The organism is Janibacter cremeus, from assembly GCF_013409205.1.
GTDB lineage: Bacteria > Actinomycetota > Actinomycetes > Actinomycetales > Dermatophilaceae > Janibacter > Janibacter cremeus.
This window is the reverse complement of record NZ_JACCAE010000001.1, coordinates 2,847,372-2,872,448: the sequence shown is the minus strand read 5'-3', so window position 1 is coordinate 2,872,448 and position 25,077 is coordinate 2,847,372. Positions and strand designations below refer to the sequence as shown.

Genomic DNA, 25,077 nt, shown 5'->3' with positions numbered 1-25,077 from the left:
TCTGAACAAGGTGCTTGATTTTCACATAATGAAAACCTAGTGTCACTTCCAGCAGTTTCACCGTCGAAACCCGAAAAGGGAGGGTCAGTGCTGACCAGGGCCTACCAGCACTCGCTACGCGGAAGCCACCTGCCCGCAGGCGAGACGCTCCTTGACGTCGATGACGTCACGCTCCGATTCGGCGGGGTCACCGCCTTGCGTGGGGTCTCCTTCTCCGTCACCGAGGGGCACATCCACTCGATCATCGGCCCCAACGGCGCCGGCAAGTCCTCCCTGCTCAACTGCATCAGCGGCCTCTACCGACCGCAGGAGGGCCAGATCCGTCTGCAGACCGCCGCTGCCCCTGCGGGTGACGGCAGCGCCGGGAGGGTCAGCACCCACCAGCTGACCACGCTCCCACCACACCGGATCGCGCGACTGGGCGTGGCCCGTTCCTTCCAGAACATCGAGCTCTTCCACGCGATGAGCGTCCTGGAGAACCTCATGCTCGGCCGCCACATCCACATGGACCACAGCGTGTTGAAGTCGCTGCTGTGGTTCGGCCCCGCCCGCCGGCAGGAGATCCGGCACCGTCACCTCGTCGAGGAGGTCATCGACCTGCTCAACCTGCAGGCGGTGCGCAACACGCCGGTCGGCTCGCTCGCCTACGGCATCCAGAAGCGCGTCGAGCTCGGACGCGCCCTGTGCCTCCAGCCGTCCCTGCTCCTGCTGGACGAGCCCATGGCCGGGATGAACGCAGAGGAGAAGGAGGACATGGCTCGCTTCGTCCTCGACGTCCACGAGCTGGCCAGCGTCTCCGTCGTCCTCATCGAGCACGACATGAACGTCGTCATGGACATCTCGCACCGGATCAGCGTCCTGGACTTCGGCGCGCTGATCGCCGACGGCACCCCGGCAGAGGTCATGGCCGATCCGGCAGTCATCGAGGCCTACCTCGGAGCCGAGGGCGAGGAGGACGCGCATGTCTGACGTGCGAGGTGACACCTTCCCCCAACTGCTCGCCGGACTTGCCGCCACGCGCGGCGACGACGTGGCGATGCAGGAGAAGCAGTACGGCATCTGGCAACCGCTCACATGGAGCGAGTACGAGCGCCGGGTGCACGACACCGCCCACGGACTGGCTGCCCTGGGCATCTCCCGTGGCGAGATCATCGCCGTCCTCGGCGACAACCGACCCGAGTGGCTCATCGCAGAGCTCGCTGCCCAGAGCATGGGCATTGCCGTCGTCGGGATCTACCCGACCTCGATCGGTGAGGAGCTGCGGCACATCCTGACCACCTCCCGCGCGCGGATCGTCGTCGCCGAGGACCAGGAACAGGTCGACAAGCTGCTGCGTCTGCTCGAGGAGGAGACGCCGAACGATGCCGAGCCACTGCGCATCGAGAGGATCGTCTACTACGACCCGCACGGTCTGGAGCAGTACCGGGACCAGGTCCTGATGGAGTTCACCGAGCTCGAGGAGCTGGGCCGTGGTCGTGCAGCCGAGCACCCGGGGTGGTTCCACGAGCAGATCACGGCCGGGTCCGCCGACGACATCGCGGTGATCTGCACCACCTCCGGCACGACCTCGCGACCGAAGCTCGCCGAGCTCTCGCACCGCAACCTGCTGGCCATGGCCGACCACCTCACGAGCATCGACCCGATCGACCGGAAGGACCGCTACGTCTCCTTCCTCCCCTTCGCCTGGATCGGGGAGCAGATGCTCGCCGTCGCCTGCGGGCTGTCCCGGGGCTTGACGATCTCCTTCCCGGAGGACTCCTCGACCCAGCGCAGCGACATGCGCGAGATCGGCCCGGACGTGATGTTCTCGCCGCCGCGGATCTGGGAGTCGATGCTCTCGGAGGTCCAGGTGCGCATCGACGAGGCCGGCTGGCTCAAGCGTCGCGTGTTCGGCTGGGGCTACTCCATCGGCGACACGGTCGCAGAGATGCGGGTCAGCGGCCGGAAGCCCGGGCCACTCCTCTCGGCCACGCATGCACTCGCCGATGCCGTGTCCACACGTCCGGTGCGTGACCAGCTCGGGCTGACGCGCATCCGCCGCTGCTACACCGGTGGTGCTCCCATGGGCCCGGACGTCTTCCGCTTCTTCCACGCCATCGGCGTCAACCTCAAGCAGATCTACGGCCAGACCGAGATCTGCGGCATCGCCGTCGTCCACCGTGACGACGACGTCCCCTTCAACACCGTCGGCACCCCCATCCCGGGGACCGACATGCGCATCAGCGACGACGGAGAGGTCATGCTGCGCTCGGACTCCGTCTTCCGTGGCTACCACCGCCAGCCGGAGGAGACGGCGAAGATCGTCGATGCCGACGGATGGCTGCACACCGGGGACGCGGGATACCTCGACGACAACGACCACCTGGTGATCATCGACCGCGCCAAGGACGTGCTCACCGCATCGGACGGCACCCGCTACTCCAGCGCCTTCATCGAGAACAAGCTGAAGTTCTCCCCCTATGTCGAGGAGGCGGTCGTCTTCCCACCGGAGGACAGCGCGGACGGCATGACGGCGATGGTCATCATCGACCCGGCCACGGTCGGGTCCTGGGCGGAGAACGAACGCCTGAGCTACACGACCTACACCGACCTCGCCGGCAAGCCGGAGGTCCAGGAGCTCATCGCCGAGGAGGCCAGCCGAGCCAACGAGGACCTGCAGGAGGGGATTCGAGTGCGTCGATTCGTCCTGCTGCACAAGCAGCTCGACCCCGACGACGACGAAATCACCCGCACCCGCAAGGTCCGCCGCAACGTCATCGCCGACCGCTACGGCGACATCATCGCGGCCCTCGCACGTGCCGACGACAGGGTCGACGTGCGCAGCCGCATCACCTACCAGGACGGCTCGAGCACCGAGCGCGTCCTCGAGCTGGGCATCTTCGACCTGACCACCTACTCGGTCCCTGAAGGCAGGGGCCGTCGACCCGTCTGGAGTGGCCGCCGATGAGCACCTTCATCAACCAACTGGCCTACGGGCTGGCAGATGGGTCGATCCTGGCGCTGGCCGCCCTCGGCTTCGTCCTGATCTACAAGGCGACGGGCGTCATCAACTTCGCCCAGGGAGAGTTCCTGCTCGTCGGGGCATACATGTTCTACACGGCGTTCGTCGTGCTGAACCTCCCCCTGGTGGTTGCCGTCGTCTTCGGCGTGGTCGTCGCGACCCTCATCGGTGTACTCGTCGAACGGCTGATCCTGCGCCCGATGGTCGGCGAGAACCCGATCAGCATCATCATGGTCACCATCGGTCTGTCCTCGCTGCTGAAGGCCCTGGTCCAGGCGTTCTACGGGACGTCCCCCAAGCGGCAACCACCCATCCTCCCCACGGGGTCGGTCGAGATCCTCGGCGCCACGGTGCCCGTCAACCGGCTGGCCGCGATCGCCATCGCCGCGATCGTGCTCACCGCGTTCACGGTGTTCTTCCGCAAGTCGCGCCACGGCATCGCCATGCGCGCTGTCGCCGACGACCAGCAGGCAGCCATGACGATGGGTATCTCGGTACGACGGATCTTCGCCCTGGCCTGGGCCCTGGCCGCCGTGAGTGCGCTCATCGCGGGTGTTCTCGTCGGTGACATCTCTGCCGTGGACAACAACATCGCCGCCTTCGGTCTGCTCGTCTTCCCGGTCGTCATCCTCGGCGGCCTCGACTCGGTGCCGGGCACGATCATCGGTGGTCTGACCATCGGCCTGCTCAAGCAGTTCACCGCCGGATACCTCGACCCGGGGCTGGCAACCGTCATCCCGTACATCGTTCTCGTCCTGATCCTGCTCGTGCGCCCGTACGGCATCTTCGGCGAGACCCGCATCGAGAGGGTGTGACCTGACGATGGCCGCCACGGCAACCGGAATCCACCACCGCAGCTACACCTCCGAGCTACGACTGCGGGCCACACGGGCCGAGTACTTCCGTCTCGGTCTGATGACCGTCCTGCTGCTCATCCTGCCCTTCGTCCTCGACAACTTCTGGCTCTCCCAGGCCAACCTCATCCTCATCGCCGTCATCGGTGCCGTGGGGCTGAACATCCTGGTCGGGTACACCGGCCAGATATCCTTGGGACAGGGAGGCTTTCTCGCGGTCGGTGCGTACAGCTCCGCGATCCTCTCCGACCGGATCGGGCTGCCCACCCCGCTGGCGATCCTCGTGGCGGTGCTGCTCACCGCTGCGGTCGGCACCTTCTTCGGCCTCCCGGGCCTGCGGTTGAAGGGCCTCTACCTGGCCATCGCCACGCTCGCCAGCCAGATGATCATCGAGTTCGTCATCCGTCGGTGGGACTGGCTGACCCTTGGCCAGGGCTACCTCAACGTCGAGCGGCTGAACCTCTTCGGCTTCCAGATCGGTGGGCGACAGGTCTTCGAGCAGCAGTGGTACTGGGTCCTGCTCGTGCTCGCCGTCCTGACGGTGCTGACCGCCCGCAACCTCTTCCGGACCGGTCTCGGCCGCTCCTTCATGGCCGTGCGTGACCAGGACATCGCGGCCGAGGCGATCGGCGTGAACATCCCGCGGGCCAAGCTGACAGCCTTCGCCGTCTCCTCCGGGTTCGTCGGGCTGGCCGGCGCACTGACCGCCCACTACAGCGAGGTCGTCTCCTGGGAGAAGTTCACCCTCGACGTCTCGATCCTCTACCTGGCGATGATCATCGTCGGAGGACTGGGCAGCATCGCCGGCGCCGTCTACGGGGCGATCTTCATGACGATGCTCCCCGAGCTGATCCGCCAGCTCTCGCTCGGGCTCGGGGACACCCTCCCCTTCCTCGCCGACGAGCTGCCGGCCGTGCGAAATGCCGTCTTCGGGCTCGTGATCATCCTCTTCCTCATCCTCGAGCCACGCGGCCTCGACCGGATCTGGCATCGGATCAAGGACTACTTCCGCTACTGGCCCTTCCGCTACTGACCACCAACCGACCCACCGCTGGTACACCCACACAAGGAGACAACGATGTCTGCACGAACCCGCTCGCTCGCGGTGGCCATGGCCGCTGCCTCCGCTCTCGTCCTGTCGGCCTGCGGTGGCGGTGGCGGCGGGGGAGGCGCCGACTCCGACGAGGCCATCCCGATCGGCATCATCGCCGACCTGACCGGCGCCACCGGTGACGTCGGCAAGCCCTACAACGAGGGCATGCTCGCCTACGTCGACTGGCGCAACGAGGAAGGTGGCATCGAGGGCCGCCAGATCGAGGCCAAGTCGAACGACTACGCCTACGAGGTACCCCAGGCCGAGCAGCTGTACAAGCAGTACGTCAACGACGGCGTCGTCGCCATCCAGGGCTGGGGCACCGGTGACACCGAGGCCCTCTCCGGCAGCGTGTCCAGGGATGAGCTGCCCTTCATCTCGGGGTCCTTCGCCGAGCCGCTGACCGATCCGGAGGAGGCGCCGTACAACTTCATCATCGCGCCGACCTACTCCGACCAGATGCGCATCGCGCTCAACTGGATCTCCGAGGACAGCGGCGGCAAGAGCGACGTCGCCGTCTTCCACAACGACAGCCCCTTCGGCGAGGCCCCCGTCGCGGACGGCAAGAACTGGATCGAGGAGGAGGGTCTGGAGCTGGGCTACGAGGCCTACCCCATGCCGAGCGGCTCGCAGAACTTCGTCGGCCTGCTCTCCCAGGCGAAGGACCAGGGGGCGAAGTACATCGTCATCCAGAACGTCGCCTCCCCCGCGGCGCTGGTCGCCAAGGACATCGCAGCCCAGAAGCTGGACATGAAGATCGTCTGCCTCAACTGGTGTGCCAACGAGTTGTTCATCGAGTCCGCCGGACCCAAGAACGCCGAGGGGCACGTGCTCGTGCAGCCCTTCGCCCCGATGGCCGCCGACAAGGAGGGCCACCAGGTCATCAAGGAGTACGCCGAGGCGAATGGCATCGACACCGCCGACATCGGCACCTCCTGGGTGCAGGGGTGGTACGCCATGGACGTGATGGCCGAGGGGATCGAGGCCGCGCTGAAGAACGGTGACGACCTCACCGGCACCGCCATCCGTGAAGGCCTGGAAACCATGGGGGCGATCGAGACCGGCGGCGTCGTCGGCGACGGAAGCGTCGAGTTCAGCGCCGACAGCCACCGTGGCTCCACCGCCACCGGCATCTACCGGGCCGAGGACGGGAAGATGGTCGAGATCGAGGACGGCGCCACGCTGTGAGCCAGTCCATCGACGCCCACTCCGCGGGGGCGGCGGCTGCCGCTCCCGCGGGGGGACTCCTCGCCCTGAACAACGTCGAGGTCATCTACGACGACGTCATCCTCGTCCTGCGCGGTCTCTCCCTGTTCGTCCCGGATGGCGAGATCGTCGCCCTCCTGGGCTCCAACGGAGCCGGCAAGTCGACCACCCTCAAGGCCGTTTCGGGACTGCTGCCCAGTGAGCGTGGTGCGGTCACCGACGGTTCCGTCACCTTCGCGGGAACGGACATCACCACGATGGACGCGCCCGACCGCGTCCGCGAGGGGATGAGCCTGTGCATGGAGGGGCGCCACGTCTTCGAGCACCTCACCATCGCGGAGAACCTCACCGCCGGTGCCTACACCCAGAAGAACACGGCCGACGACCTCGACCTGGTCTACGAGTTCTTCCCCAAGCTGGCCGACATGCGCAACCGCGTCGCGGGCTACCTGTCCGGAGGCGAGCAGCAGATGCTGGCCATCGGACGTGCCCTGATGGCACGCCCCAAGCTGCTCATGCTCGACGAGCCGTCCCTGGGTCTGGCTCCCCTGCTCGTGCAGGAGATCTTCGGCTACATCAAGCGGCTGAACCAGGAGCAGGGACTGACCGTGCTCGTCGTGGAGCAGAACGCCCGCCGCGCCCTGGAGGTGGCCGACCGCGGCTACATCATGGAGCAGGGGCGCATCGTGCTCGAGGGGTCGGCCGCCGAGCTGCGGGAGAACCCCGACGTCAAGGAGTTCTACCTCGGCCTCGGCGAAGAGGGCGGGCGCAAGAGCTACCGCGACGTCAAGCACTACCGGCGCCGCAAGCGCTGGCTCTGAGCCCACCACCTTCACACCACTGACGAGGAGCTGGTATGTCCATCAAGGCTGCCCTGCGCACTCATCTCGCGGACCACGACCTCGATGCTCGTGTCGCGACCCTGATCGCGCGGGCCGTCAGCGTCCCCGGCCTGGCCGACAGGTTCACCCGGGCCGGGCTCGACCCGCAGGACGTCCGCGGTGTCGCGGACCTCACCTCCCTACCGGTCCTGCCCAAGGACGCGGTCATCGCCCAGCAGGCGCAGGATCCCCCCTTCGGCGGTCTGCTGGCTCCCGACGCCCGGGTGGCGCGGGTCTTCCAGTCCCCCGGCCCGTTGTACGAACCCCAGCTCGTCGGTGACGACTACTGGCGCTGGGGGCAGGTCTTCACCGACCTGGGCGTCGGCGCCGAGGACACCGTGCTCAACTGCTTCGGCCACCACCTCTCCCCCGCCGGGGCGATGATGGAGGCCGGGGCGCACGCGGCCGGGGCCACCGTCGTGCCCGGCGGGATCGGTAGCCAGGACCTGCAGGTGCGTGCGATCGCCGATCTGGGCGTGAGCGCCTACTGCGGACTGCCCAGCTACCTCAAGGTCCTCATCGAGCGCTTCGACGAGCAGGGTCTGCCGGCCGACCGGTGGCGGCTGGAGAAGGCCATGGTCACGGCCGAGCCCCTCCCCGACTCCCTGCGCGGGCTGCTCACCGAACGGGTAGCGACGGTGCGGATGGCGTACGGCACCGGGGAGACCGGACTGCTCGCCTACGAGAACGGCGACGGGCACGGGCTGGCCCTGGCCGACGGGGTCCTCGTCCAGGTGTGCGACCCCACCGGCACACCCGTCGAGGACGAGACCGAGGGCGAGGTGGTCGTCACCGTCCTGCGTCCGCAGTACCCGCTCGTGCGCTTCGGCACGGGCGACCGCTCCGGGTGGACGACGGCTCCGGATGGATCGCTGCGCCTACGTGGGGTCCTCGGCCGCACCGGCGCCGCGGTGAAGGTCAAGGGGATGTTCCTCCATCCCAGCCAGGCCGCCACCCTCATGTCCGGCATCGAGGGGGTGACGGACTACCGGTTCGTCATCGGCCGCGAGGACCACGTGGACACCCTTCGCTGCGAGATCGTGCCCACCGGCGGCGGTGACCCCACCGCGCTGGCTGCGCTGACCGGGCAGGTCGCGCAGCGGGTGCGTGAGGGGCTGCGCTTCCGCGCCGAGGTCGTCGCCGTCTCCCGGCTCACCCCCGGTGACGGACCCCTGCTGGACGAGCGCGACTGGGACTGACCGCTCGGCAGTGCCCCATCCCATGACGAAGGGGGCGGACCCTCCCCTCGGGAAGGTCCGCCCCCAACGTGTGTGGGCTGACGTCAGTCGGCCTGTCCGGACTCCGGGGCGTCCGTGGACTCGCCACCGTCGTTGTCGCGGCGACGACGGCGGCGACCGCCACCGTCACGACCGCCGTCACTGCGGCCGCCACGACCACCCTCGTCGTCGCCCTTCGAGCCGGAGGAGAGCTCTTCCTCCTGCTCGGGGGTGAGGACCGCGGCGAGGCTGAGCTTGCCGCGCGGGTCGATCTCCTTCAGCTCGACCTGGACCTTCTGGCCCACGCCGAGGATGTCCTCGACCGCGTCGATCCGCTTGCCACCGACGAGCTTGCGCACCTCGGAGATGTGCAGCAGGCCGTCCTTGCCGGGCAGCAGGGAGACGAACGCGCCGAAGGTCGTCGTCTTCACGACGGTCCCGAGGAAACGCTCGCCGACCTCAGGCATCTGCGGGTTGGCGATCGCGTTGATCGCGTTGCGCGCAGCGTCGGCGGAGGGGCCGTCGACCGCACCGATGAAGACGGTGCCGTCGTCCTCGATGCTGATGTCGGCGCCCGTGTCGTCCTGGATCTGGTTGATCATCTTGCCCTTGGGCCCGATGACCTCACCGATCTTGTCGACGGGCACGTTGACCGTGATGATCCGCGGCGCGGTCGGCGCCATCTCGTCGGGCGCGTCGATGGCCTCGTTCATGACGTCGAGGATGTGCATCCGGGCGTCACGAGCCTGGGTCAGCGCGCCACCGAGCACCGAGGCGGGGATGCCGTCGAGCTTGGTGTCGAGCTGGATGGCGGTGATGAACTCACGCGTGCCGGCGACCTTGAAGTCCATGTCACCGAAGGCGTCCTCCGCACCGAGGATGTCGGTCAGGGCCGCGTACTGCGTCTCCCCGTCGACCGTGTCGGAGACCAGGCCCATGGCGATGCCGGCCACGGCGGCGCGCAGCGGCACACCTGCGTTGAGCAGCGACATCGTGGAAGCGCAGACCGAGCCCATCGAGGTCGAGCCGTTGGACCCGAGGGCCTCGGAGACCTGGCGGATCGCGTACGGGAACTCCTCACGCGTCGGCAGCACCGGCAGGAGCGCGCGCTCGGCGAGCGCTCCATGTCCGATCTCGCGGCGCTTCGGGCTGCCGACCCGACCGGTCTCACCGGTCGAGTAGGGCGGGAAGTTGTAGTTGTGCATGTAGCGCTTCTTGGTGACCGGGCTCAGCGAGTCGATCGTCTGCTCGAGCTTGAGCATGTTCAGCGTCGTGACACCCATGATCTGGGTCTCGCCCCGCTCGAAGAGCGCCGAACCGTGCACGCGCGGCAGGATCTCGACCTCCGCGCCGAGGGCGCGGATGTCGGCCAGGCCACGGCCGTCGATGCGGACCTTGTCGCGCAGGATGCGCTGACGGACCTGCGCCTTCTGCACCGAGCGGTACGCGGCGGACAGCTCCTTCTCGCGGCCGGCGAACTCTCCCGGAGCCTCATCGGTGCCGGCCAGGGACGCCTTCATGGCGTCCTTGATCTCGTCCAGACGGTCCTCACGCTCGGCCTTGCCGGCGATCGTCAGGGCGGTGGCGAGGTCGCCGGAGGTGGCCTTCTCGACGGCTGCGTAGGCGTCGTCCTCGTAGTCGAGGAAGATCGGGAAGTCCTCGACCGGCTTCGCGGCGCGCGTGGCCATGTCGGCCTGGGCGTCGCACAGGACCTTGATGAACTTCTTCGAGGCCTCCAGGCCCTCGGCCACGACCTCCTCGGTCGGGGCCTGCTTGCCCTGGTTCTGCACCAGGTCCCAGGTGGCGAGGGTGGACTCGGCCTCGACCATCATGACGGCGACGTCGCCCGTCTCGGTCAAGCGGCCGGCGACGACCATGTCGAAGGTCGAGCGCTCGATGTCGCTGAAGTTCGGGAAGGCGACCCACTGGCCGTCGATGAGCGAGACGCGCACCGCGCCGATCGGGCCCGAGAAGGGCAGACCGGAGATCTGGGTGGAGGCGGACGCCGCGTTGATCGCGAGGACGTCGTACTGGTGGTCCGGGTGGACCGACAGGACGGAGATGACGACCTGGACCTCGTTGCGCAGGCCCTTCTTGAAGGTCGGGCGCAGCGGGCGGTCAATGAGGCGGCAGGTGAGGATGGCGTCCGTGCCGGGACGGCCCTCACGGCGGAAGAAGCTCCCGGGGATGCGGCCCGCGGCGTACATCCGCTCCTCGACGTCCACCGTCAGGGGGAAGAAGTCGAGGTGCTCCTTGGGGTTCTTGCTCGCGGTCGTGGTCGACAAGAGCATCGTCTCGCCGTCCAGGTAGGCGCTGACGGCGCCACCGGCCTGCTGGGCGAGGCGCCCGGTCTCGAACCGGACGGTGCGGGTGCCGAAGGCGCCATTGTCGATGGTGGCTTCGGCGGCAGTGATCTCAGGACCCTCCATCGGGTCCTCCTTTTCTCTCTACGTACCGGGTGCATCGTCGTTGTGCCCCGGTGTTTCAGTTGTCGTGCTGATTTCCGGGTGTCTGACCGACCCCGGATACGCGAAGAAGCGGCTCCCGATGGCGGGAACCGCTCTCCACGACGTCCTTATCGGCGCAGACCGAGGCGCTTGATCAGCGCACGGTAACGCCCGATGTCGGTGCTCTCCAGGTAACGCAGGAGGCGGCGACGCTTACCCACCAGGAGCAGCAGCCCGCGGCGGCTGTGGTGGTCGTGCTTGTGGTCGCGCGAGTGCTCGGTGAGATCGGTGATGCGCTGGGTGAGCATCGCGATCTGGACCTCCGGGGAGCCGGTGTCGCCCTCGACGGTGGCGTAATCGGCCATGATCTGCTTCTTGACTTCAGCGGTCAGCGGCATGCTGCGACACTGCTCCTTCTCTGGGGTTGTTGCGCGGCGCGCCCGGGCTGGTTCACCGGGGCTCTGTGGATCCGCGGCCGATCTAACGGCAACCCTTGGAGATTACCAGTGCGCCACTTACCTGCCCTAATCGAGGCTCATAGGTGGGTCATGTGCCCTGCGATGCCCTCGACGGCCTCCTTGACCGCCTCGGAGAGCGTCGGGTGGGCGAAGACGTTGCGGGCGACCTCGTCGGCGGTGAGGTCCCACTGCTGCGCGAGCGTGAGCGCCGGCAGCAGCTCGGTGACGTCCGGGCCGATCATGTGCGCGCCGAGGAGCTCGTTGTACTTCGCGTCGGCGACGACCTTGACGAAACCGGTCGAGTCGCCGAGACCCACCGCCTTCCCGTTCGCGGAGAAGGGGAAGGTCGCGGTCTTGACGTCGTACCCCTTCTCCTTCGCCTGCTCCTCGCTGTAGCCGAAGGAGGCGATCTGCGGGTGGCAGTAGGTCGCCCGCGGGATGAAGTCGTAGGCCACCGGCATCGTCTCTGCGCCGGACATGTGCTCGGCGGCGACGACACCCTGCGCCTCCGCGGTGTGCGCGAGCATCAGCTTCGCGGTGCAGTCACCGACGGAGTAGATGTTCTCGACGTTGGTGCGGCAGTACTCGTCGATGGCGATGGCGCCGCGCTCGGTCAGCTCGACCCCGGCGGCGTCCAGGCCGAAGCCCTCGACCCGCGGGGCGAAACCGATCGCGGAGAGGAGCTTGTCCGCCTCGAGGACCTCACGCTCGCCCCCCTTCGCCGGGGTGACGGTGACCTTGACACCGGATCCGGTGTCCTCGACGGCGTCGACCTTGGTGTTGAGCATGACCTTCACACCGAGCTTCTTGTAGTGCTTGGCCAGCTCCTTGGAGATGACCGGGTCCTCGGTGGGGACCATCCGGTCGAGGAACTCCACGATCGTGACGTCGACGCCGAAGTTCTTCATGACATAGGCGAACTCGACGCCGATGGCGCCGGAGCCGGCGATGATCATCGAGCCCGGGAGGTTCTCGTCGAGGATCTGCTCCTCGTAGGTGACGACGTTGTCACTGAGCTCGACACCGGGAAGCATCTTCGTCGTGGCGCCGCTGGCGATGATCAGCTTGTCGAAGGTCACCGACTTCGTCTCGCCGTCGTCGAGCGCGACGTCCATCGACGTGGACGAGGTGAGGGTGCCCCAGCCGTCGATCTCGGTGATCTTGTTCTTCTTCATCAGGAAGTGCACGCCCTTGACGATGCCGTCGCTCACCTGGCGGGAGCGGGCGTGCGTGGGGCCGTAGGACATCGTGGCGTCGCCCTCGATGCCGAACTTCTTCTTGTCGTGGGTGAGCATGTGCGCGATCTCGGCATTCTTGATCAGCGCCTTGCTCGGGATGCACCCGACGTTGAGGCAGACACCGCCCCAGTACTGCTTCTCCACCACGGCAACGCTCTTGCCGAGCTGCGCCGCACGGATCGCCGCGACGTATCCACCGGGTCCTGCACCGAGCACTACGAGGTCGAAGTCAGCCATGCGGGACAGCCTAACCACCAGAACGTGGCCTGCACCACGCAGGTGGTTCGCCTCTCCTGCGGGCGTGGAGTCAGGGCGTGTCCTCGGCCAGCTCCTCGTGGATCTGCCGGGCGATCGGTGCCGACGTCGCTCCCCCGGTCCCGCCCTGGGAGACGACGACCCCGACGACGTACCGCGGGTCCTGCACGGGTGCGTAGGAGAGGAACCAGGCGGTGTCCTCCTGACCGTGGACCTCTGCGGTCCCGGTCTTGCCCGCGACCGGCCACCGCTTCAGGGGGAAGTCGGCGAAGGCCGAGTGTGCGGTCCCGTCGGGCTGTGCCACGACGTCCTGCAGCGCCCGGCGCAGCAGGTCGCCCGACCTCCCCGGTAGATCGATGCTGTCGACGTCCCCGACGGCGAGGTGGGTGCGGGTGCCTTCGGCGGTGACCTCGGCTCTGCCCAGGTGCGGCTTCGCGACACGCCCCTCCTGCGCGATCGCGCCGAAGACGCTCGCCATCTGCAACAGGGTCGCGGTGACGTCGCCCTGCCCGATCGACAGGTTGGCCTCGTCACCGGGGCGGAAGAGATAGCCGCTCTCGCAGTTCTCCCGGGCCAGTGCCTTGAGGTAGCGCGCATCGGCGCGGTCGGTCATGTCCGGGTAGCCCGTCTCCGCCCGTCGGCAGGTCTCCTCCTTCGTCGACTCCCACCACTGGCGCTTCCACTCCCGGTCCGGGATGCGGCCCGCGGACTCGGTCGGCAGGTCGATCCCGGTGGGTGACCCGAGGCCGAGCAACCGGGCGGTGCCGATGAGCGGGTCACCACCGTCGTCCTGTGCGTCCAGGCCGCCCTGGGCACGCCACACTGCCTCGGCCACCCGGTAGAAGACCGTGTCGCAGGAGACGGTGATCGCCCGGCGCCACGAGATCCACCCGTAGGCGCGCGACTGGTAGTTGTGGAAGGTGCGGTTGCCGATCCGGTGGGACGAGGTGCAGTTGACCTCCTGGTCGAGGTCGACCCCGGAGGCGACCGCTCCCGGCAGGGAGACGACCTTGAAGGTCGACGCCGGTGGTTGTGCCACGCCGGTGACGCGGTCGATCAGTGGGCTGTCCGCCCCCTTCGTCAGGCGGTCGTACTGCTCCTGGGTCACGCCCCGCGACCAGACCGAGGGGTCGTAGGTGGGCAGGCTGGCTGAGGCCAGGACGCCACCGTCACGCAGGTCGAGGACGAGCGCCGCGGCGGTGTCGGCCGTGTGGCCGCGCTCGCGGGCTGCCCGGACGCCGTCGGCGAGCGCTTCCTGGGTCGCGCGCTGGATCCTCAGGTCGAGGGTCGTGACGAGGTCCTTGCCGGGGACCGGGTCGGTGCGATCGACCTCGTCGACGGCGACACCGCGCGCGTCGACGCGCACGGTGCGCTGACCGGCGCGGCCGCGCAGCAGGTCGTCGTACTGCAGCTCCAGGCCGGCCGCCCCGACGAGGCCCTCCCCGGTGATCTGCCCGTCCGACTCCGCCACGGTCTCCGCGCTCGGTCGGGCCAGGTAGCCGGTGGTCTGCGCGGCGCCACCCCGCTTCGGTCCGAGGTAGGAGCGCACCGGCTGGGTCGTCACGACCACTCCTGGGTAGTGCTCCGGGCGCTCGGCCAGGGCGGCAGCGCGCGCGGGGTCCGCGTCGACCACCAGCGGCACCGGCACGAGCGGCGACCCGGGCCAGCACAGCGGCGGGTCAGCGGCGCCGGGGGCACCGCAGAGGGTCGTCCTCCCCCACAGCCGGGCGAAGGGGAGGTCCAGCGCCTGCGCGATCCGGCGGACGGTCGCGCGTCCCCCGTCCGGCGCGTCGGCGAGCGCTGACCTCTCGATCGTGACGTCGGTACGCACCGCGTTGTCGACGATGGGCCGTGAGTGCCGATCGAGGATGCGACCACGCAGGGCGGGCAGCGGGACGCTCGCCGTCACGGGTGCGTTCACGCCGGCACCCTCCTCGTGGTCGGTCAGCTGCATCTGCCCGAGGCGCCCGAGCAGGACTCCCGCGAGCAGGAGCAGGACGGCGAGGGAGGCGAGCATGCGCACCTGCAGTCGTGGGGCGTTGCGGCTCATGCCCACCGCCGGGTGACCAGGCCCGCCTCCAGTCGCACGATGAGTGCGACGAGCACGAGAGACAGGGTCGCGGTGGCGAGCACCTCCCAGGCGAGTCCGGCCCAGGCGATCGGGCGCGCGCTGGCCAGGTCGACGAGCACCGGCAGGGCGCGGGCGACGAGCAGGGAGACGGTGACGACGGGGACGGGCCACCACCACGGGTGCCCGGCTCGGCGGCGGGCCTGCCCGGCGAGCCAGCCCGCGGCGGCGTAGCCGAGGGCGGAGATCGCGAGCGGGTCGGCGACCGGCGGGGCGAGGTCGAGCAACCATCCGCCGACGAGACCGAGCAGGGCACCGGCCGGCGACCCCGAGACGAGGGCGACGCCGACGACCACCACCAGGACGAGGTCGGGCGGGCCCGCCACCCCCCGCGCCCCCAGCGCGAGCATCGCGACGAGTGCCGCCGCGACGAGCAGCAGCCGCACGGGCCAGCGCAGTCCGCTCACGAGGTCGACTCCGCACCGGTGACGACGGCGACGACGTCGAGCGAGGTCAGGTCGACGGCGGGGTCGACGAGAGCGGTGTCGGTGAGTGTGCCGGGTGGCCGCGCGACGTCCGTGACGGTACCGATGGTGATCCCCGGCGGGTAGGGACGGGCGCCCGGGCTACCGAGGGTGACGACCTCGTCACCGGTCTCGACCTCGTCGCGTCCCAGCTGGGTGACGACGAGCTCGTCCGCATCGTGGGAGGTGGTGGGGTCGGACCCGGTGAGGGTGCCGATGATCCCCTCCTGCCCCGTGCGCACACCGACGACCGCGCGGGGAGAACCGACGACCTCGACGTCGGCCGTCCACCTGCCGACCTCGACGACGCGGCCGACGAGGCCCCCCGGGGCGATGACGGCGCTGTCGGCCCGGATCCCGTCGTGTCGTCCGACGTCGATGGTGACCCGCTGCGGACCGGACGCACCGGCCCGGTCGAGGGCGACGACCCTGGCCGTGGTGGTGCCCGTCTCGAGGGCCGGCAGGTCGTCGGCCTGCTCGGCGACCCGACGCTGCTGGCGAAGCCGGCGCACCTGTTCCGCCAGGCGGAGGTTCTCCTCCACCAGGCTGGAGGCCTCGTCCCTCCCGGGCGCCACGAGACGCTCGACCGGGCCGAGGACGGCGGCACCCGCACCCCGCACGGGGCCCAGGGGCGCTCCGGCCAGGTCCGCGAGGAGGACGAGCAGGGTCAGCCCCAGCAGGGCGAGCAGGAGGCGACGCATCAGAAGCGGTGCCCGTCGACGAGGACGGGCTGGAGGGCGGCGAAGTCGTCGACGCACCGGCCGGCGCCACGGGCGACCGCGCGCAACGGGGCAGGGGCGACGGTGACCGGAATTCCCAACTCGTGGCGCATCCGCGCATCGATCCCCTGCAGGAGCGCGCCACCGCCGGTGAGGGTGATCCCGCGCTCGAGGACGTCCCCGGCCAGCTCCGGCGGACAGCGGTCCAGGACCTCGCGCACGAGTGCGATGACCGTCCCGACGGGCGCCGCGATGGCCCGTCGGATCTCCGCGGAGCCGACGTCGACCGTCTTGGGCAGACCGGTGACGAGGTCGCGTCCCCGCACGCGGGTGCTCACCTCGGTGGCCAGGGGGAAGGCAGACCCGACCTTGACCTTGATGTCCTCGGCGCTGCGCTCCCCCAGCAGCAGCGAGAGGTTGCGGCGCACGTGCTCGGCGATCGCCTCATCCACCGCGTCACCGGCCGTACGGGTGCTGCGGGAGGCGACGATGCCACCCAGGGCGATCACCGCCACGTCGGTCGACCCGCCACCGATGTCGACCACCATCGAAGCCTGGGTGTCGGTCACCGGTAGCCCGGCACCGATGGCCGCCACCATCGGCTCCTCGACGAGGTAGACCCGCCGGGCGCCCACGCGCAGCGCAGTCTCCTCGACGGCGCGCCGCTCGACACCGGTGATGTCGCTGGGGATGCAGACGACGACGCGCGGACGCACGATGCTCGACATCCCGACGCGCTCGGTGAACCAGCGCAGCATCTGCTCGGCCGCGTCGGGCTCGCTGATGACGCCGCCCCGCAGGGGGCGCACGGCGCGCACGGCTCCGGGAGTACGACCCAGCATCTCCTTTGCCCTGCTGCCGGCAGCCACGAGCCCACCGGTCTCGACACTCAGGGCGACGACGCTGGGCTCGTCGAGGACCACCCCCTGCTCCCGCGCATGGATCAGGGTGTTGGCCGTCCCCAGGTCGATCGCGAGATCACGCGACATGCCCTGGAACGCGCGGCGCACGCGGGACCGCCCGGCCACGTCAGAGGCCGGGGAACCAGATGCCGATCTCGCGCGCGGCGGACTCCGGGGAGTCCGAGCCGTGCACGATGTTCTCGTCGACCGTGCCCGACCACTTGCGGCCGAGGTCGCCACGGATCGTGCCCGGGGCCGCCTCGGTCGGCTTGGTCGCGCCGGCGAGGGAACGGAACCCCTTGATGCACTCCTCGCCCTCGATGACGAGCGCCGCGGCGGGCCCGGAGGACATGAACTCCAGCAGCGGCTCGTAGAAGGGCTTGCCCTCGTGCTCCGCGTAGTGGGCCGCGAGCTGCTCGCGGGTCGGGGTGACCACCGCGAGCGCGACGAGGGTGTACCCCTTCGCCTCGATCCGGCGGATCACCTCGCCGGTGAGGCCTCGGCGGAAGCCGTCGGGCTTGACGAGGATGAGGGAACGTTCGGTCTGCACAGTCTCGGTCACGGGGCCCAGCGTAGTCACGCCGCGATCGTGCCCGTGCCCAGCAGGGCGAACAGGCCCAGGGCGAGGATGATCCGGTAGATCATGAAGGGGGTGAAGGTGTGCGTGGTGATGTACCGCATGAACCACGCGATGACGGCGTAGCCGACGACGAAGGCCACGATCGTCGCAGCCCAGATCGGGCCCCACGCGGTGCCCGATCCCACGGCCTCGCCGCGCAGGACCTCCACGACCTGGAGCCCGCCGGAGGCCAGGACGGCGGGGATGGCCAGCAGGAAGGAGTAGCGGGCCGCGGCCTGACGGGTGTAGCCCATGAAGAGGCCACCGGCGATCGTGCCACCGCTGCGGGAGACGCCGGGGACGAGCGCCAACGCCTGCCACAGGCCGTAGAAGATGCCGTGCTTCCAGGTCAGCTGCGTCAGCTGACGCTCCTGTCGGCCGACCCGCTCGGCCACCATGATGACCAGCGCGAAGACGAGCAGCATGGTCGCGGTGAGCCACAGGCTGCGCAGACTGGTCTCGATGTGGTCCTTGAAGATCAGGCCGAGCACGCCGATGGGGATGCTGCCGACGATGACCAGCCACCCCATGCGAACGTCCGGGTCGCTCTGCGGGACCTTGCGCGCGAGGGCGAGGACCCACTTGCGGATGATCGTGACGATGTCCCGCCAGAAGTAGATGAGCACGGCCGTCTCCGTCCCCAGCTGGGTGATCGCCGTGAAGGCCGCTCCGGGGTCGTCCTGCCCGATCAGCTGCCCGATGATCGAGATGTGGGCGCTGGAGGAGATCGGGAGGAACTCGGTCAGCCCCTGCACGAAGCCGAGGACGATGGCGGTCAGGTAGTCCATCAGCCGTCCTGCTCCTCGCTGAGGGCGCGGGCGATCTGCTCACGGTCCACCCGCCGCCCCACGCGCTGGCAGTAGCCGTACAGCAGCGCGAAGATGAGGCCGACGACGAACATCATCGTCACCCAGAACCCCGAGAGGATCGACAGGATCTGCACGACCCAGCCCAGCGCGGGGCCGAAGGGACGCTTCATCAGACCGGCGGCGATGACTGCGAGCACCGCCAGCGCGCTCATCAGGACGAAGGGGGTCAGGACAGGTAGACCAGCGATGACCGGGCCCTGGTCCGGGTTCAGCCCGCGGCCGGTCAGGGCACCGAAGAAGATGACCAGCGCCTGGCCACCGAGGACGGCGGCGAGCATGCGCCACATGAACTTGCCCTGCGGGCGAGTCCGCCCGGGTGGGGTGCTGTCGGAAGTCACGGACGACAGGGTATGTCGCGCACCGCCGTCGGCCACATCGGTCAGTCCTGGTCCGGCAGCTCGAGTGGCTGGACCTCCGGCTGCTTGACCGGTACCTCGACCTCGGTCACCCCGAGGAGCAGGCGTACCTCGCCGACCGTGACGATCGAGCCGGTGGCGACGACGCCGCCCGACACGCCCCCTTCGTCCGCCAGCTGGGCCGCGTGGTCCAGCGCATCGGGCAGCTCGTCGACGATGGTGACGCGGTGGTCACCGAAGACCTCGGCAGCGATCTCCCCGAGGCGCGAGGGGCGCATCGCCCGGGGTGACGTGCTGCGGGTGATGACGACCTCGTCCAGCGCCGGCTCGAGGGCCTCGAGGATCCCGACGACGTCCTTGTCGCTGAAGATCGAGACCACCCCGACGAGCCGACCGAAGGTGAAGGAGTCCTTCAGCGCCTCGGCGAGCACGGCCGCCCCGTGCGGGTTGTGGGCGGCGTCGACGATGACCGTGGGGCTGCGGCGCACGATCTCCAGGCGACCGGGCGAGGTGGCCGCGGCAAGACCGGCGGCGAGCACCTCCTCGGCCAGCGGTTGCTCACCGCCGCCGAGGAAGGCCTCGACGGCTGCGACGGCGAGCGCGGCATTGTCCGCCTGGTGCGCGCCGTGGAGATGGAGCAGCAGGTCGCGGTGGTCCCCGGCGAGGCCGCGGAAGGAGACCATCTGCCCGCCGACGGCGACGTCGCGCTCCAGCACCCCGAAGTCGATGCCCGCGACGGCGAGCCGGGCGCCGACCTCCTCGGCCCGGTCGGCGAGGATCGCGGCGACGTCCGGGTCCTGGGGCGCCGAGACCGCGATGGCGTCGGGGTGGATGATCCCGGCCTTCTCGTGGGCGATGTCCTGCACCGAGTCACCGAGGAAGTGCTGGTGGTCCACCCCGATCGGGGCGATCACGGCGACCTCGGCCTCGACGACGTTGGTCGCGTCCCAGGACCCGCCCATGCCGACCTCGACGATCGCCACGTCGACGGGGGCGTCGGCGAAGGCGGTGTAGGCGAGTGCGACGAGGACCTCGAAGTAGGTCATCCGCGGCCCGTCCTGCGAGGCCGAGCGGGTGTCGACCGCGTCGACGAAGGGCGCGATGTCCGCCCAGGCGTCGAGGAAGGCCTCTCGCGTGATCAGCTCACCGCCGATGGTGATCCGCTCACGGACGTCCTGCAGGTGCGGGGAGGTGAAGCGGCCGGTCTTCAGGCCGGACTCGCGCAGGATCGACTCGATGATCCGCGCGGTCGAGGTCTTGCCGTTGGTGCCGGTGATGTGGATGACGGGCAGCGCCCGCTGTGGCTCCCCGAGCAGGTCCATGACCGCCCGGATGCGCTCGAGGCTGGGCTGCAGGTCGTGCTCGGGCGCGCGGGCGAGGATCCCGTCCTCGACCTCGCGCATCCGCTTGCGCAGCTCGAGCTCTTCGGCGGCCTGTCGCTGCTTGGCATCGGGGGCTGGGCTCATGGGCTGATTGTCGCAGCCGCGCGGCTCAGGGGCTGGCCGCGGGGTCGAGCATGACCAGCTGGAAGACGGCGTCGGTCACCGCCCGCACCTCGTGCAGGACCAACGCGTCGAGGTTGGCCAGTCCCCCGGGGCCGAGGGTTGCCGTCTGGTCGCCCGCGACGAAGTCGACGGTGCCGCGCAGGCACTGGACGAGGATCGGGAAGTTCGCCTTGTGCTCGTCGAGGACCTGGCCGGCGGCGAAGCGGAACATCACCACCCGGGCGCCGTGACCCACCAGTGCCTTCTTCACTCCCGGTCGGGCCCCCCTGCCCTCCGGAGGCAGGTCCAGCAGGCCGTCCACGTGGTGCAGTGTCGTGTCCATGACCCGAGGTTAGCCCGTTGACATGTGACCATTTGGTCACCTATCGTCGTTGACGTGTCTGATGACGACCTCGTGTTCAAGGCCTTGGCGGATCCCACTCGCCGGGCGCTGCTGGACGCGCTCTTCGAGCAGGACGGGCGCAGCCAGTCCGAGCTCGAGGAGGTCGTCCAGGAGCACACGGAGATGACCAGGTTCGGGGTGGCCAAGCACCTGCGGCTGCTCGAGGAAGCGAACCTCGTCCTCCCCCGCAAGGAGGGGCGGAGCAAGCGGCACTTCCTCAACGCCGTCCCCATCCAGGCGATCCACGAGCGCTGGATCGACAAGTACACGGCAGCGCGGGCCTCCGCGCTGCTCGATCTCAAGAGAGCACTGGAGGACGAGTCATGAGCGAGACACAGATTCACCGCATCTTCATAGACGCCACCCCGGAGAAGGTCTGGCAGGCGATCACCACCCCGGAGTTCAGCCGTCTCTACGGCTATACCGGCGACGTCTCCTACGACCTCACCCCGGGTGGCCACTACGAGCACCGGGCGAGTGCGGAGATGCTCTCAATGGGCATGCCCGAGGTCGTCGTCACCGGCGAGGTCCTCGAGTCCGACCCGCCCCGTCGCCTCGTGCAGACCTGGGGCCCGGTGTGGATCGAGGACGAGGAGCCGGGCACGCTCACCTGGGACATCGAGCCCACCGCGGACGGCGCCACCCGCCTGACCCTGACCCACGACCTGACGGGTCGTCCGACGACGGCCGAGCAGGTCGCCGGCAACCCCGACCCGATGGCCGACGGTGGCGGCGGCTGGCCGTGGGTCCTCTCCGGCATCAAGACCGTGCTGGAGACTGGCGAGCCGATGGAGTCCGGAGTGTGGGAGCGGCAGGCCTCCGCCACCTCCTGACCATGGGCGAAGGGGGTGGGTCACCGCTGCGGTGACCCACCCCCTTCGCGCATGGGTGGGTGCGATTCAGGCAAGCCCCATGGCCCCCTTCATGTGGTCGATCACCTCGCCGTGCAACTCGGCCGGGCTGAAGAGGATGACCTCTGCGTCGGTGATGACCCGCACGCTGTGCCCCCCTGGCCAGTGGAAGGCATCGCCGGCGGAGCAGCGCTCGGACTCACCGTTGGCGTAGCTGACCTCGACCTCACCGGCGAGGACGTACCCCCAGTGCGGCGCGTAGCACAGGTCGTTCTTCAGCCCCTTCAGCAGCGGCGCGATGTCGGTCCCGGTGGCGAGCGAGAAGTACTCCGCGGCCATGGTGCCCGAGGCCGCACCGAAGTCACCCTGCTGCCGGGCCACCGCACCGGGTGCGTCGATGTGGACGGGAATCTTGTCCTTGAGAATGTGCATGATCGTCATCTCCCTGGTGCCCCGCCCTGGCGAGGCGGTGTGTGTTGGCACCTGATGGGCGTGACACACCGCTGTCACACTGTGACAAGGCGGGGTGTGGCTCCTTGGAGGGGACATGGCAGACCAGTGGTCCGACGTGGAGCTGCGCGCGCAGGCGGCCTACGGGGCCGGCGACCTCGAGGGGTGCGTCGGGGCGTGGGAGCAGTTGTATGCCCTGCGGCTCGAGCACGGCGATCCCGTCGGCGCGGCCACTGCCGCCACCAACGCGGCACTCTTCCTGCTCATCGACACCGGCCTGATGGCACCGGTCCGTGGGTGGGTGGCCCGCGCGGGCCGCGCGCTCGAGGACATCCGCGAGCCGAGCGGGGCGAGCGCGATGATGGCCGCGGTGCTCACCTACGAGCGCTTCCTGTCCGGGGACCGCGAGGCAGCCGCACGTCACGCCCGGGTGGCCGTTGACCTGGGATCCCGGCTCGGGCTGTCGCTGCCGCTCGCCTTCGGGCGGCTGGCCCAGGCGCGCCTGACGATCCTGACCGGTGAGGTCGCACAGGGCCTGAGGCTGCTCGACGAGGTGGGCTCGACACTGATGTCGGGTGAGGTCGACGACCTCGCGTCCGGGATGTTGATGTGCGAGGTGATCTGCGCTGCCCAAGGCATCGGTGACCACGAGCGGGCCCGCGAGTGGACCCTGATCATGGACGAGTGGCGTGGCGAGCGCGGCTTCGGCACGATCCACGGCCGGTGCCGTCTGCACAAGGCCGAGCTGCTTCGTCAGTCGGGACCCGGTAGCGCAGCCGAGGCCGAGGCACTGGCCGCGTGCGCGGAGCTGCGCCCCTGGATGCGTCGTGAGTTCGGCTGGCCGTTGACCGAGCTGGGGACCATCCGGCTCCGGCGGGGTGACATCACCGGGGCGATGGAGGCATTCGACGCGGCCGATGACCACGGTTGGGCCCCTCAGCCGGGGGCGGCCCTCCTGACAATGGCCGGTGGGGATCCTGACGCCGCCGCACGGGAGATCGCCGGGGCGCTGGCTGCACCAGCGCGCGTCCCCTCGAAGGAGCAGCCTCCCTTCGGCGAGCTGCGGCTGGCTCCCCTGCTGGAGGCGCAGGTGGAGATCGCCGCGCTGCAGGGGGACACCGCGACAGCAGTTGCTGCATCCCGACATCTCGCCGATACGGCACGACGGTTCCCCAGCCTCGGACGCGAGGCAGCCCTCGCGCTCGCCATCGCCAGGGTCGAGCTCGTCACGGGACACCCCGAAAGGGCACGGGACCGGGCGTTGAGCGCAGTACGGCTCTTCGACCAGGCGGAGGAGACCTTCCAGTCAAGCTGTGCGAGAGGCGTCCTGGGACAGGCACTGGCGATGCTCGGGGACGAGGGCGCAGAGCAGATGTGGGCCGCGGCGTCCGCGGGCTTCGCGCAGTTCGGACCCTCGTACTGGGCGCATTCGCTGACGCGACCTGTCATGCCCCGCGAGGGGTCGGTCCCGATCCGCACCGGGCCGGTCCAGACCGGAGCATTCACCGCGTCCGGCGGGCAGCGGACAGTCGAGTTCCTCGGCCGTGAGGTCGTCGTCCGTGATCTCACCGGGTACCGCGCCATCGGCCGCTTGCTGGAGGTGCCCGGGAGGCACATCTCGGCGATCGACCTGGTCGAGGCGAGTCCTGGTCGGACCGTCTCCTGCGACCACGGGGAGTTGACGGCCCGGCACGGCCCGGACGCCGGACTGCCCGTTCTGGACGACCAGGCACGAGCGGCCTACCGACGCCGTCTGGCCGAGATCGATGCGGACATCGCCGACGCAGACGTGCGAGGCGACGCGGACGGCTCCGAGCAGGCTCACGCGGACCGTGAGTACCTTGTCGGGGAGCTGTCCCGAGCCATTGGTCTGGGTGGGCGCGATCGAACTACCGGAGGCACCACCGAACGGGCCCGAACCAGCGTGACTCGCACGATCAAGTACGCCATGAAGGCACTGGCGGAGCACCACCCCGAAGCCGCCGCGCACCTGCGTTCCCGAATCCGTACGGGCAGCTACTGCTGGTACGAACCCGACCCGGCGGCACCGGTGAGCTGGGCGACGAAGGACCTCACAGCAGGGCGATGACCACCGGGACGAGCAGGCTGGTCAGCAACGCCGTCAGACCCATCGACAGCCCGGCGAAGGCGCCCTCCGTGGGGTGGTCGTGCAGGGCCCGCGACGTGCCGACCCCGTGCGAGACGGCGCCCAGGGCCAGCCCCCGGGCGCGGTGGTCCCGAATGCGCAGGCGGTCGAGGAGGCCGGGCCCCAGGACCGCACCGAGCAGCCCGGCGAGCATCGTGAAGACCGCGACCAGCGCCGGCACACCCCCGATCTGATCGGCGATACCGATCGCCACCGGTGTCGTCGCGGACTTGGGCGCCACGGTGAGCTCGAGCGCCCGATCTCCGCCCAGCGCCCGGACCGTCAGCACGGCGGAGCCGATCGAGACGATGGCGCCGACCGGCAGGGCCACGAGGAGGGGCACGAGCATCTCCTTCAGGTGGTGCGCCTGACGGTGCAGCGGGACCGCCAGGGCCACGGTCGCCGGACCGAGCAGTACGTGGATGAGCAACCCGCCCTCCATGTACGTCTCGTACTCGACGTCGACGGCGGCAAGCAGCGCCATGACGAGGCCGGCGGCGATGAAGACCGGTTGGGCCAGCGGGTGGCCGCCCGTGCGATCCCGCAGCCAGACCCCGGCACGGTAGGCCAGCAGCGTGACGAAGATCCACGTCAACGGCGACGTACGCAGGTAGTCCAGAGCAACACTCACGACGACTCCCCGGACAGGGACTCATCCGCTGCGCCGCGGCGACGCACGAGCAGCGTCGCCAGACCCGCCACCGTCACCAGCCCGGCGGCCCAGGACAGGACCAGCCCACCGGTCACCGGCAACCACTCCTGCCGGATCGTGCCCGCGTGCACCATGATCCCCACCGTCACCGGGACGAATAGCAGCTGCAGGTGGCGCAGCAGGCCGTCGGCCACGCGCAGGGTCCCCGACTGCTGACCGGGACGGCGCACGGACAGCACCCCGAAGAGCAGCACCATGCCCAGGACCGGGCCGGGGACGGGCAGGTCGAGCCAGCGAGCCACCACCTCGCCCACGAGCTGGCACCCGAGCACCCACAGCGCGCCGTTGATCATGGGGCCATTGTCACAAGTCGTCTCCGCTCGT

The 25,077-nt window shown here is 69.5% G+C and carries 25 protein-coding genes; 10 read left to right on the top strand and 15 right to left on the bottom strand.

Translation table 11 applies throughout. The features are described 5' to 3' along the window. Nucleotides 1-87 precede the first annotated feature (87 nt). The 7 genes from BJY20_RS13650 to BJY20_RS13620 are packed head-to-tail and all read left to right on the top strand — an operon-like array spanning nucleotide 88 to nucleotide 8,234. On the top strand, nucleotides 88-969 hold the full coding sequence (locus tag BJY20_RS13650; protein WP_343062906.1) for an ABC transporter ATP-binding protein: 882 nt from the start codon (nucleotides 88-90) through the stop codon (nucleotides 967-969). After that, nucleotides 962-2,947 carry an AMP-binding protein gene (locus BJY20_RS13645; protein WP_185992031.1) on the top strand — a complete coding sequence of 662 codons (1,986 nt, stop codon included), beginning with the start codon at nucleotides 962-964 and terminating at the stop codon, nucleotides 2,945-2,947. Before BJY20_RS13650 ends, BJY20_RS13645 begins: the two co-directional genes overlap by 8 nt. Continuing rightward, on the top strand, nucleotides 2,944-3,816 hold the full coding sequence (locus BJY20_RS13640) for a branched-chain amino acid ABC transporter permease (protein WP_185992030.1): 873 nt from the start codon (nucleotides 2,944-2,946) through the stop codon (nucleotides 3,814-3,816). Before BJY20_RS13645 ends, BJY20_RS13640 begins: the two co-directional genes overlap by 4 nt. Nucleotides 3,817-3,823: 7 nt before the next feature. Further along, nucleotides 3,824-4,888 carry a branched-chain amino acid ABC transporter permease gene (locus BJY20_RS13635; protein ID WP_185992029.1) on the top strand — a complete coding sequence of 355 codons (1,065 nt, stop codon included), beginning with the start codon at nucleotides 3,824-3,826 and terminating at the stop codon, nucleotides 4,886-4,888. Between the two features lie 45 nt (nucleotides 4,889-4,933). Further along, nucleotides 4,934-6,136, top strand: a complete 1,203-nt coding sequence (locus BJY20_RS13630) for an ABC transporter substrate-binding protein (protein ID WP_185992028.1) — start codon at nucleotides 4,934-4,936, stop codon at nucleotides 6,134-6,136. Next, complete coding sequence (locus tag BJY20_RS13625; RefSeq protein WP_343062905.1) at nucleotides 6,133-6,975, top strand: ABC transporter ATP-binding protein; 843 nt, start codon at nucleotides 6,133-6,135, stop codon at nucleotides 6,973-6,975. Before BJY20_RS13630 ends, BJY20_RS13625 begins: the two co-directional genes overlap by 4 nt. Before the next feature lie 35 nt (nucleotides 6,976-7,010). Further along, on the top strand, nucleotides 7,011-8,234 hold the full coding sequence (locus BJY20_RS13620) for a phenylacetate--CoA ligase family protein (RefSeq protein WP_185992027.1): 1,224 nt from the start codon (nucleotides 7,011-7,013) through the stop codon (nucleotides 8,232-8,234). Nucleotides 8,235-8,317: 83 nt separating this feature from the next. On the opposite strand, the gene BJY20_RS13615 is transcribed toward BJY20_RS13620, so the two are convergent. The 12 genes from BJY20_RS13615 to BJY20_RS13560 all read right to left on the bottom strand — a co-directional run bounded on the left by BJY20_RS13615 (nucleotide 8,318) and on the right by BJY20_RS13560 (nucleotide 20,534). After that, nucleotides 8,318-10,681 carry a polyribonucleotide nucleotidyltransferase gene (locus BJY20_RS13615; RefSeq protein ID WP_185992026.1) on the bottom strand — a complete coding sequence of 788 codons (2,364 nt, stop codon included), beginning with the start codon at nucleotides 10,679-10,681 and terminating at the stop codon, nucleotides 8,318-8,320. A 146-nt stretch (nucleotides 10,682-10,827) separates the two neighbouring features. Beyond that, the gene (rpsO, locus tag BJY20_RS13610; RefSeq protein WP_185992025.1) at nucleotides 10,828-11,097 is read right to left on the bottom strand and encodes a 30S ribosomal protein S15; all 270 of its coding nucleotides are present in this window, start codon (nucleotides 11,095-11,097) and stop codon (nucleotides 10,828-10,830) included. A 137-nt stretch (nucleotides 11,098-11,234) separates the two neighbouring features. Beyond that, complete coding sequence (gene lpdA, locus BJY20_RS13605) at nucleotides 11,235-12,632, bottom strand: dihydrolipoyl dehydrogenase (protein ID WP_185992024.1); 1,398 nt, start codon at nucleotides 12,630-12,632, stop codon at nucleotides 11,235-11,237. A 70-nt stretch (nucleotides 12,633-12,702) separates the two neighbouring features. Beyond that, on the bottom strand, nucleotides 12,703-14,700 hold the full coding sequence (locus tag BJY20_RS13600; protein ID WP_185992023.1) for a penicillin-binding transpeptidase domain-containing protein: 1,998 nt from the start codon (nucleotides 14,698-14,700) through the stop codon (nucleotides 12,703-12,705). Next, complete coding sequence (gene mreD, locus BJY20_RS13595; protein ID WP_185992022.1) at nucleotides 14,697-15,185, bottom strand: rod shape-determining protein MreD; 489 nt, start codon at nucleotides 15,183-15,185, stop codon at nucleotides 14,697-14,699. The genes BJY20_RS13600 and mreD overlap by 4 nt, the downstream gene beginning before the upstream one ends. Further along, nucleotides 15,182-15,943: a rod shape-determining protein MreC gene (gene mreC / locus BJY20_RS13590; protein ID WP_185992021.1), complete on the bottom strand. Its 762-nt coding sequence runs from the start codon at nucleotides 15,941-15,943 to the stop codon at nucleotides 15,182-15,184. Before mreC ends, mreD begins: the two co-directional genes overlap by 4 nt. Next, entirely contained in the window at nucleotides 15,943-16,950 is a 1,008-nt protein-coding gene (mreB, locus tag BJY20_RS13585) for a rod shape-determining protein (RefSeq protein WP_221935334.1), read from the bottom strand. Before mreB ends, mreC begins: the two co-directional genes overlap by 1 nt. Nucleotides 16,951-16,990: 40 nt before the next feature. Continuing rightward, on the bottom strand, nucleotides 16,991-17,413 hold the full coding sequence (gene ndk / locus BJY20_RS13580; protein WP_185992620.1) for a nucleoside-diphosphate kinase: 423 nt from the start codon (nucleotides 17,411-17,413) through the stop codon (nucleotides 16,991-16,993). A gap of 26 nt (nucleotides 17,414-17,439) precedes the next feature. Beyond that, a complete protein-coding gene (locus BJY20_RS13575) occupies nucleotides 17,440-18,270 on the bottom strand; it encodes an undecaprenyl-diphosphate phosphatase (RefSeq protein WP_185992019.1) in 831 nt (276 codons plus the stop codon). Then, nucleotides 18,270-18,689 carry a DUF4233 domain-containing protein gene (locus BJY20_RS13570; RefSeq protein WP_185992018.1) on the bottom strand — a complete coding sequence of 140 codons (420 nt, stop codon included), beginning with the start codon at nucleotides 18,687-18,689 and terminating at the stop codon, nucleotides 18,270-18,272. The genes BJY20_RS13575 and BJY20_RS13570 overlap by 1 nt, the downstream gene beginning before the upstream one ends. A gap of 41 nt (nucleotides 18,690-18,730) precedes the next feature. Further along, complete coding sequence (locus BJY20_RS13565) at nucleotides 18,731-20,173, bottom strand: bifunctional folylpolyglutamate synthase/dihydrofolate synthase (RefSeq protein WP_185992017.1); 1,443 nt, start codon at nucleotides 20,171-20,173, stop codon at nucleotides 18,731-18,733. A 25-nt stretch (nucleotides 20,174-20,198) separates the two neighbouring features. Continuing rightward, nucleotides 20,199-20,534: a cupin domain-containing protein gene (locus BJY20_RS13560; RefSeq protein WP_185992016.1), complete on the bottom strand. Its 336-nt coding sequence runs from the start codon at nucleotides 20,532-20,534 to the stop codon at nucleotides 20,199-20,201. Between the two features lie 54 nt (nucleotides 20,535-20,588). On the opposite strand from BJY20_RS13560, the gene BJY20_RS13555 reads away from it, so the two are divergent. Then, a complete protein-coding gene (locus tag BJY20_RS13555; RefSeq protein WP_185992015.1) occupies nucleotides 20,589-20,921 on the top strand; it encodes a helix-turn-helix domain-containing protein in 333 nt (110 codons plus the stop codon). After that, a complete protein-coding gene (locus tag BJY20_RS13550; RefSeq protein WP_185992014.1) occupies nucleotides 20,918-21,427 on the top strand; it encodes an SRPBCC domain-containing protein in 510 nt (169 codons plus the stop codon). The genes BJY20_RS13555 and BJY20_RS13550 overlap by 4 nt, the downstream gene beginning before the upstream one ends. A gap of 66 nt (nucleotides 21,428-21,493) precedes the next feature. On the opposite strand, the gene BJY20_RS13545 is transcribed toward BJY20_RS13550, so the two are convergent. After that, entirely contained in the window at nucleotides 21,494-21,886 is a 393-nt protein-coding gene (locus BJY20_RS13545; protein WP_221935333.1) for a cupin domain-containing protein, read from the bottom strand. 106 nt (nucleotides 21,887-21,992) lie between these two features. On the opposite strand from BJY20_RS13545, the gene BJY20_RS13540 reads away from it, so the two are divergent. Then, nucleotides 21,993-23,984 carry a hypothetical protein gene (locus BJY20_RS13540; RefSeq protein ID WP_185992013.1) on the top strand — a complete coding sequence of 664 codons (1,992 nt, stop codon included), beginning with the start codon at nucleotides 21,993-21,995 and terminating at the stop codon, nucleotides 23,982-23,984. On the opposite strand, the gene BJY20_RS13535 is transcribed toward BJY20_RS13540, so the two are convergent. Both BJY20_RS13535 and BJY20_RS13530 read right to left on the bottom strand, forming a co-directional pair. Further along, nucleotides 23,968-24,672 carry an LrgB family protein gene (locus BJY20_RS13535; RefSeq protein ID WP_343062903.1) on the bottom strand — a complete coding sequence of 235 codons (705 nt, stop codon included), beginning with the start codon at nucleotides 24,670-24,672 and terminating at the stop codon, nucleotides 23,968-23,970. The two genes, BJY20_RS13540 and BJY20_RS13535, sit on opposite strands and share 17 nt — an antisense overlap. Next, complete coding sequence (locus tag BJY20_RS13530) at nucleotides 24,669-25,046, bottom strand: CidA/LrgA family protein (protein ID WP_185992012.1); 378 nt, start codon at nucleotides 25,044-25,046, stop codon at nucleotides 24,669-24,671. The genes BJY20_RS13535 and BJY20_RS13530 overlap by 4 nt, the downstream gene beginning before the upstream one ends. Between the last annotated feature and the right edge of the window lie 31 nt (nucleotides 25,047-25,077).